We start from the raw sequence: 8,205 nt of genomic DNA, 5'->3' as shown, positions 1-8,205 counted from the left end.
ATTTAACCTATATCTTATAGGTCTTAAAAATACATAAATATTAATAAAAACAATATTTTATTTTCAATTAATTAGCCATTAAATTTTTATATTAAAATTGCTTGAAATATTACAATTTATATAGTATTATTAAAACAACTTGAGAGAACTATCTTCATAAACTCAAAAGAACTTCTTAATAATAGAGAAGTTCTTTTTTATATTTTGATATTGATTTTTAATAAAATTAAGTTGAAATTTAGTAAGATAAAGAATAAATAGAAAGAAATTTTATGAACTTTTAAACTTTAATACTATTAATTTTTATAATTCACAATAATATATTTTTAGAATGCTGTATAAATTTACTATCTCTATGAGAAATTAGTATTACGGGTAAATTAATTTTGTATAATAACTTAGATATTTTATCTTCTGTTTCATTATCAACATTAGCAAAAGGTTCATCAAATATTAATATTTTATCTTCTATTAATGCTCTTGCAATTCCTATTTTTTGAATTTGACCTGAAGATAAATTTATATCTTCATTTAATTTTATTTCATAATCCAATCCTTTTTCATCTATAAATTCTTTTAAATTTGTTTTTTCTATTATTTCATTTAATTTTTCTTCAGATATATTTCTACCCATCAATATATTTTCTTTAATCGAAAAAGGGAAAAGTTCTATTTTTTGTGGAACATAATTAAAAATATTTTTAGGTAATATGTCTACTTTTTTATCATTAATAAATATATTTCCTTTATTTGGTTTATATAGTCCTAAAAGAATTTTTAAAAGCGTACTTTTACCTGATCCTGATTTACCTAATATTGATATTTTACTCTTTTCTCCATTTACCTCAAAAGATATATCTTTTAAAACTTCTTCTCCTTCAATATATGAAAAAGTAATATTTTCTAATTTAATACTAGATATATCATTTACTTTAAACTCATCAATATTTTCAATATGTATAAATTCATTTATTCTTTCAAATGAAACTATTGCTTGTTTTATTTTAACTAAATTATTAGGTAATTCATAAAATATCCATGTAAAATTTCTAATAAGTAAACTAAATCCTATAAACCCTCCTATAGTTAATTTGTTATTTAATATTAGGTAAAAACTAAACATTAAATTTAAACTATCAAACAAAAGACCTGATAACATAGATAGAGTATATAACTGCCACTGTAGTTTTGAATTTTCATAATTACTATCTAAAAATTTAACATATCTTTCTTTAAGTAATTTTATAGCAAAATTTTCACTTTTAAGTATCTTTAAATGTATTTTATTTACAAATATTTCTTGCAAAATTTGTTGACTGTCTTCTTGACTTTCCTGTCTTAACTTCCATGATTTTTCTATCTTATCTGAAATATATTTAAATATTAATAAAGACACAGGACATAAAATCAATGAAAATACAGTAAGACTAATAGAAGTTAAAAATCCAAACACAGTAGCTGCTATAAATGATAATATTCCTATTACTATTTTTGTTAAATCAGATATATATGCCTTAGAAACTATATCACTATCAGATATTAAAAGTGTCATAATTTCTCCATCTAAACCTTCATCAATTTTCATATATTCTTTTTTAGTAAGTGATGTTAATATGTCAGTATTTATCTTTTGCTTATATTCCTTTTCCTTTAAATATATTTTCTTGTTTAAATAATATCCTATTAGAGATAAAAGTAAGATTAATAATAAAAGGAAGGATATATTTTTAGTGTTAAAATTTTCTTCTAATTTAATTATTCCTCTTGCTATTAAAAATTCTAAAATAGAAAATATTAAAGCTAATAGCCAAATATAGTATACTTTGATTTCTCTACACAATTTAATAATTTTCATCATTTACTATCACCTAACCTTAAAACATTATCACTTTCTAGTATCATATCTGTAGTATGAGTAATAATTATTATTCCTTTTTCTTTTTTTAATTCTAATAGATACTCCATTATTAAATCTTGATTTACTTTATCTAGATCTGAAAAAGGTTCATCAAGTATAATGTAGTCAAAATCATTTAAAATGGCTCTTGCTATTGCAATCCTTCTAATTTCTCCACCAGAAAGATTTATTTCCTCGTTATATATACTATTTAATCCATTAGGTAATTTATCTATAACTTCCAATAAATTTAATTTTTCTAATAAATAATACAATTTTTCTTTTGACAGCTTTTTACCTAAACATATATTTTCATATATACTTGTGGTAAATAAGGTATTTTTTTGACTAATAAATGTAAATTTTAAATTATGTATATTTGTATATATTTTACCACTATTTAATTTTAATTCATTTAAGAGTAATTTAAGTAAAGTGCTCTTACCACTACCATTTTCACCTAGTATATATGAAATTCTTTTATTTGGAAAATTAAAAGATAAGTTTTCTAAAACATTTTTATCATCATATGAAAAATTAATATTTTCTCCTTTTATTCCCTCTACATCATCACTAAAACATATATTTTCTATATCATTTTCATCTTTTAAAAATATATGTTTTTCTATTCTTTCTATGGAAGTTTTTTGAATTATCACATAGTCAACTATAGGAAAAAGATCTATAAATACATAGATTATTGAACCTACCCCTATATTCCATATAGATATCATTTCAGCTAAAGTTAATTCTTTAGTAGAAACTAAATGTATTCCTAGAATAAATGTAAGTATCTGCACAAAATATATTCCACTTGTAAGAAAGCTATCCATTTTTGAAAAAGAAGAAGCTACTCTATCATATTCTTTCATTTTTTCTTTGTAAATAAGGTTATGTTTAGATAATGTCCATTTTAAAATGTTATATACTTGAAGAATAGGTATATTTTTAATAAGACTTTCAAAATATGTCTTATGTTTATCTTCTTTTTCATAATATCCTGTATTTTGAACATAGGCTATGTTATAGTTTTTCTTTGAATAGTATAAAAATATTAAACCTATAAATAGATATAGGAATAAAGCCTTAAATGAAAAAAATGAAATATATACAAACCCTACTATTAACATAATAGAAAAATCTAAAATAGGGAAAAATCCATACATTAGATAATCACTTAAGTTATATACATCTTCATTAATTAATGTAGTAAAATTACCTAAATTAAAATCATCATTACTATTTCTAAGATATTTATTTACAATATTAAAAGTAATATTTTCCATCAATTTCTTTTTCACTTTTTCAAGACTAATACTGTATATGTAATAAATATATGCATGAAATAGTGTTATAACTATTATGATTAAAAATATTATGTTTATTGTTTTTACATTTTTATTAAATATTTCATCTAAAATAACTTTCATTAAATATGACACTACAGCATTGTGCAGACTTAAAATAAGTCTAAAAATAACTAATAGAAAAAAAATCTTTTTATCTATTAGTTTTAAAATATTTTTTTGCATCTATTTCTCCTTTAAAATGAATTTATCAAAAACTATATTCTTTGTTCATCTTTATCACCTTATTAACTTTATTCTCCTTGTTTATTTATTATAAATTTTAAAAGTATAAATACAACTTCTAATATCTCTTCTTCTAAATTTCTATCTATTCCATAAAACCTATTAATTTGAATGTGTATAATATTTCTTAAAATATCATACTTCTTTGAATATGAAATGTCATTTAATGAATAAACATAATTATATAGTGATTGTTCCCAATCAACATATAATTTTTCTAATTCTACCCCTTTCAATGTATTATCTTTTAATTCTTTTATTTTTGAAATTATTACTTTTTTATCCCTATTAGTTTTTTCTCTTATATCCTTAAATCTTAATAAATTTGAAACTACATATTCATATTCATTTTGCATATTAAAAATTTCTATTGTTCTAATTATTATAAAATAAAGTATATATTTTTTTTCTTTACTCTGTTTTTCTAAAATATTTACAATTAATTCTGATTCAATTTTTATGTATTCTTTATATAATTCATAACTATCAATATTATATTTTAATTTTTCTTGATAAAAAGGAACTATTTCAAAAAAATCAATATGTAAAATTTCATTTATACTATTTACAATTTTTTCTAATATTTTATATTTATCTTCTTTCCTTACATAAAACCTTATTCTTAAATGATCTTTTGATTCTCTATATTTTATATAAGTAAATTTTAAATCAAAATATAATTTTCTAAATTTTATTATCATTTTATAAATATCGAATAAAATTATATTTTGAAAGCTATATCTAGTATAAATTTTCATTGAAATAACATCATCTTCTAAAGTTTTTAATTCTAAATTTTCATTATAGTCTATAGCAGTATTTAAATCATTTTTTTGTATTATATTTATTTTACTGAAAATGTATTCTAAATTATAACTTTTTAAATTATTATTTATTGAATTTTGAATAATTTGATTTACCTTTTGCAATATCAAATAATCATTCTTATTTAATTCATCTATTAATATTTCTTGATGAACATCTATGCTAATATCCAAAATAAAATATTGGTCATCTTTTATTATTTTTATCAAATTATTTTCTAGCATAATATTTTTTTTTAATTTTAATTTTAATGCCATTATAAAATCTTCTTTGTATTTATAAAATTTATAAAAATCCTTTTTCAAAATAAAACTTGGTTGAAAAATTAAAATTTCACCATAATAAATTGGCTTTTTAAAAAAACTATCTAATGCTATTTTTTTTAAAAATTCTAATATATCTAATACTGACATATTTTCAGTAGTAGAAAATAAATATTGAAAAATATTGGAACATATCTTTTTATTTAAAGCATCTAATTGCAAAATATTCAATCTCTTTTTTTCTTTTCTAGAATATAGACATAATTCTTCGTAATCATTTACATATAGAAATAAATCATCTAATTTTATAGTATATTTATCTTCAAAATCACAAAATGTATCTAAATATATTTTATGAATATTACAATTATATTTAGATACTACATTATATATCCTATAATCATCATTTTTTTCAACTATTATTGTAGGAATTATATTATTTTCTTCATATTTCATTTTTATTTCTTCAATAAATTTAATTTTATCATCAACTGAAAAATTATCACTTAAAATAAATCTTCCTGCTAATCTTCCAGAATTTTTACTTCCAATTTCATTAGATAATCCAGAAAATTTTAATTTATTATTGTACATTACTCCTTCAATAATATAGTCCATATCATTAATTGTAAATCTTTTTTTATATAAATTATTTTTTTCCATCTTTTTAATACATTTATCTATAAATCCAAACTCTTTTAAATCACAGTAATCATTATTAGATAAATTATAAGTATCTATAAAAATTTCTTTTATTATATCAAAAAATACACCTTTTTTTTCTTCTTCTAATGAAATAAATTTTTTAGTTTCAAAATAAATTTTATTTAACGGAACTAAATTATTCTTACTATATTTTTCCAATATAATTCCAATAATATTATTTTGAAAATTTGAATTTGGTATGTAATTTAATAATTTTGAAAAATCTTTATCAAATTTATTTATTGTTTTTTTATAATTATTTTCAATATCTATAAAATTAGTTTCATAAGATATTACATTAATATAATAATCCGAATTTATTATTTTCTGCATTAAATCTATTATACATTCTAACGATTCTATACTATAATTTTCTTCTAAATTATTGAATCTTATTATAACCTCGTTTAAAATTTTTTTTAACTCAAAATCCAAGTCTTCTAATTTAGCAATTTTCTTTAATATCTTTATATTAGAGCTATTATTTAAATTAATTTTATAATTTGAAATAATAATGTTTTTATACTCTAACATTTTTATTATATCTTTTAAACTTTCATCACTCATAATTATATTTAATTTTAATAACTCATTTTTTATTTCAAAAAAATTTTTTGGAACTTCTAATATTTTTAATAAAATCTCTACACTATTATTTTTTAAAAAAAGTTTTGGAGTTTTACCTAAAATTTCATAAGAATCTTTAAATTCAAAAACATTTCCATTTTTAAAATAATAATAATCAATATCTTTAAATTTATTTTGAATAATATATTCCTCAAAAAATTTATATAACCACAATGAATCTATATCAAAATATCTTTTTTTATTAAAACTTTGAGTACAAATAACAGTTGAAAAAAAACCAAAAGGAGTAGATCTAAATATACTTCTAATTATATATTTCCATAGTACTTTCTTTTTTTTATTTATTTTATTTTTTAACAACATTCTATATAATTGAGGACTCGAAATCCATATTAGATTTAAAATTTCATTAATTAAATTATCATTACACTTTATTAAGCTATCTATATTTTCTTTATAAAATTTAAAATTATCTATCGATATACTATTTTTTCTAATGTAGTTCATATCATTTCTCTTTCCTATCAAAAATCAATATATGAATTATCTTTATAAAACCATATTTTATTTTTTAATCTTGGTATTTCTGAATATATTAAATAAATTAAAACATCATCTATTATTTGATATAACATTGTGTAAAAAAGATGTAATGATGTTTCAAATGCTGTTTTACTTTTAGATGATTGATAATTAATTGATTTACTATATAACCCTTTGCTTTCTTCATCTAGTTTTCTTACGAAGTCTAAATACGTTTTTGTTTTTCCAGGAATTATAAATGGTCCAATACTTCCATTATGCAAATATAATGTACTTATATTAAGTTTTTTAGAAATTTCATCTACATATAAATCTATTTTACCTGTAGGTTTATCCGCAGTTTGTATTATTAAATCAACATTTTTAAAAATTTCATAATTTAAAAATTTTTCATTTATATAAATTTTAAATCCTTGAAATTTGACATTTGAATTTAAGTTTTTAATATATTCTTGTAATGAATCTACTTTAAATTTTTTATCTATATCAGATTCTTTATAAAATATTTGCCTTGATAAATTACTTTCACTTACAACATCTCCATCTATTACAATAATATTTCTTACATTCATGGCTGCTAATGTTACAGCAATAAATGATCCAATCGTACCTGCTCCTATTATTGCAACTTTCTTATTCTGAAATTCATTAAAATTAAATTCTGAAGAATAAAATCTTTTTAAATATCTAGTTTGATAGCCAAACCTATTATTTTCATAAAGTTCTGGAGTATAGTATTTTTTAAATTGAAATTCATTTTTAATCTCTTGTATTAAAAGAATTTCCTTTTTTAACAATACTGAAATTGTTTTCTTATAACATTTTTTACAATAATCTAAATTACTAAAAAAATTTTCCAAAATTTCCCCATATGCAAAGTAATCAATAATAACTTCTAGTTCTTTTGTTTTTAAAATTTTTATATACTTAAATTTATCACCAAAAAAAAATATATATTCATTTTCAGGTGTAATCGCATAATCAACATTGGGATTGATTGAACAATACTTCATATTTTAACCTCCAAAAAGTTGTTAACATTTTACTATATTTTATTTAATAAATCTATGTTCTTGTTGTTACTGGTGGTATTCTATGTTCTGTTCTAGAAAATTTAACGTCTATTTCTGTAACTTCTAATTCTTCTTCTAATTCAATAGTATCAATTTTATACAATTCATTAATATCAAAATTTAATTCCATTTTTATAATCAACTCCTTAAATGTTAACAACTTTATTCCAATTAAAGAATAGCTCGATTTACAAAAAAGTCAATATATAAAAATATATTATTTTTAAATTCTTTAAGTTAGGTCTTAAAAATACATAAATATTAATAAAAACGATATTTTATTTTCAATTAATTAGCCATTAAATTTTTATATTAAAATTGCTTGAAATATTAGAATTTATATAGTATAATTAAACAAACTTGAGAGAACTATCTTCATAAACTCAAAAGAACTTCTTAATAATAGAGAAGTTCTTTTTTATTTTTTAATATTGACTTTTAATAAAATCAAGTTAAAATTTATTAATTATTAGAAAAGGATAGATATTTAAGAAATAATGATGAATAAAAGGGGCTGTTCCGAAATAGAAAGCCCAAATAACAGAAAATCCTACTTGAAAAAAGTAGGATTTTTTGTACTAAAAATACCATAAAACATTGATTTTATCATGCTTTTATGGTATAATTAATTATGCTTAAAATACAGTATAATTCTATCACAAATAAACATCAATTTCAACTTTTTGAAGTAAATAATTACAAACATATCTCTTTTGATA

Annotated in this window: 5 protein-coding genes; all 5 read right to left on the bottom strand. The window is 19.2% G+C overall.

Going from position 1 to position 8,205, the window contains the following annotated elements; genetic code table 11:
* Nucleotides 1–310: 310 nt before the first annotated feature.
* On the bottom strand, nucleotides 311–1,858 hold the full coding sequence (locus BT993_RS06435) for an ATP-binding cassette domain-containing protein (RefSeq protein WP_072593755.1): 1,548 nt from the start codon (nucleotides 1,856–1,858) through the stop codon (nucleotides 311–313).
* Nucleotides 1,855–3,429, bottom strand: coding sequence for an ATP-binding cassette domain-containing protein (locus tag BT993_RS06430; protein WP_072593754.1), 1,575 nt, complete (start codon nucleotides 3,427–3,429; stop codon nucleotides 1,855–1,857). Before BT993_RS06430 ends, BT993_RS06435 begins: the two co-directional genes overlap by 4 nt.
* 68 nt (nucleotides 3,430–3,497) lie before the next feature.
* Nucleotides 3,498–6,377, bottom strand: a complete 2,880-nt coding sequence (locus tag BT993_RS06425) for a lantibiotic dehydratase C-terminal domain-containing protein (RefSeq protein ID WP_072593753.1) — start codon at nucleotides 6,375–6,377, stop codon at nucleotides 3,498–3,500.
* A 17-nt stretch (nucleotides 6,378–6,394) separates the two neighbouring features.
* Complete coding sequence (locus tag BT993_RS06420) at nucleotides 6,395–7,426, bottom strand: HesA/MoeB/ThiF family protein (RefSeq protein ID WP_064609307.1); 1,032 nt, start codon at nucleotides 7,424–7,426, stop codon at nucleotides 6,395–6,397.
* Between the two features lie 52 nt (nucleotides 7,427–7,478).
* Nucleotides 7,479–7,616 (bottom strand): hypothetical protein, encoded by a 138-nt coding sequence (locus BT993_RS07355; RefSeq protein WP_158007938.1) that lies wholly within the window; start codon nucleotides 7,614–7,616, stop codon nucleotides 7,479–7,481.
* Between the last annotated feature and the right edge of the window lie 589 nt (nucleotides 7,617–8,205).

The organism is Streptobacillus ratti, assembly GCF_001891165.1.
GTDB classification, from domain to species: domain Bacteria; phylum Fusobacteriota; class Fusobacteriia; order Fusobacteriales; family Leptotrichiaceae; genus Streptobacillus; species Streptobacillus ratti.
The sequence above is the reverse complement of the archived record's forward strand: the minus strand, read 5'-3'. Positions and strand labels throughout refer to the sequence as shown.

Excerpts from the sequence above, each read along its gene's own strand:
- BT993_RS06435 (WP_072593755.1), bottom strand. The coding sequence starts at position 1,858 with ATGATGAAAATTATTAAATTGTGTAGAGAAATCAAAGTATACTATATT.
- BT993_RS06430 (WP_072593754.1), bottom strand. The coding sequence starts at position 3,429 with ATGCAAAAAAATATTTTAAAACTAATAGATAAAAAGATTTTTTTTCTA.
- BT993_RS06425 (WP_072593753.1), bottom strand. The coding sequence starts at position 6,377 with ATGAACTACATTAGAAAAAATAGTATATCGATAGATAATTTTAAATTT.
- BT993_RS06420 (WP_064609307.1), bottom strand. The coding sequence starts at position 7,426 with ATGAAGTATTGTTCAATCAATCCCAATGTTGATTATGCGATTACACCT.
- BT993_RS07355 (WP_158007938.1), bottom strand. The coding sequence starts at position 7,616 with ATGGAATTAAATTTTGATATTAATGAATTGTATAAAATTGATACTATT.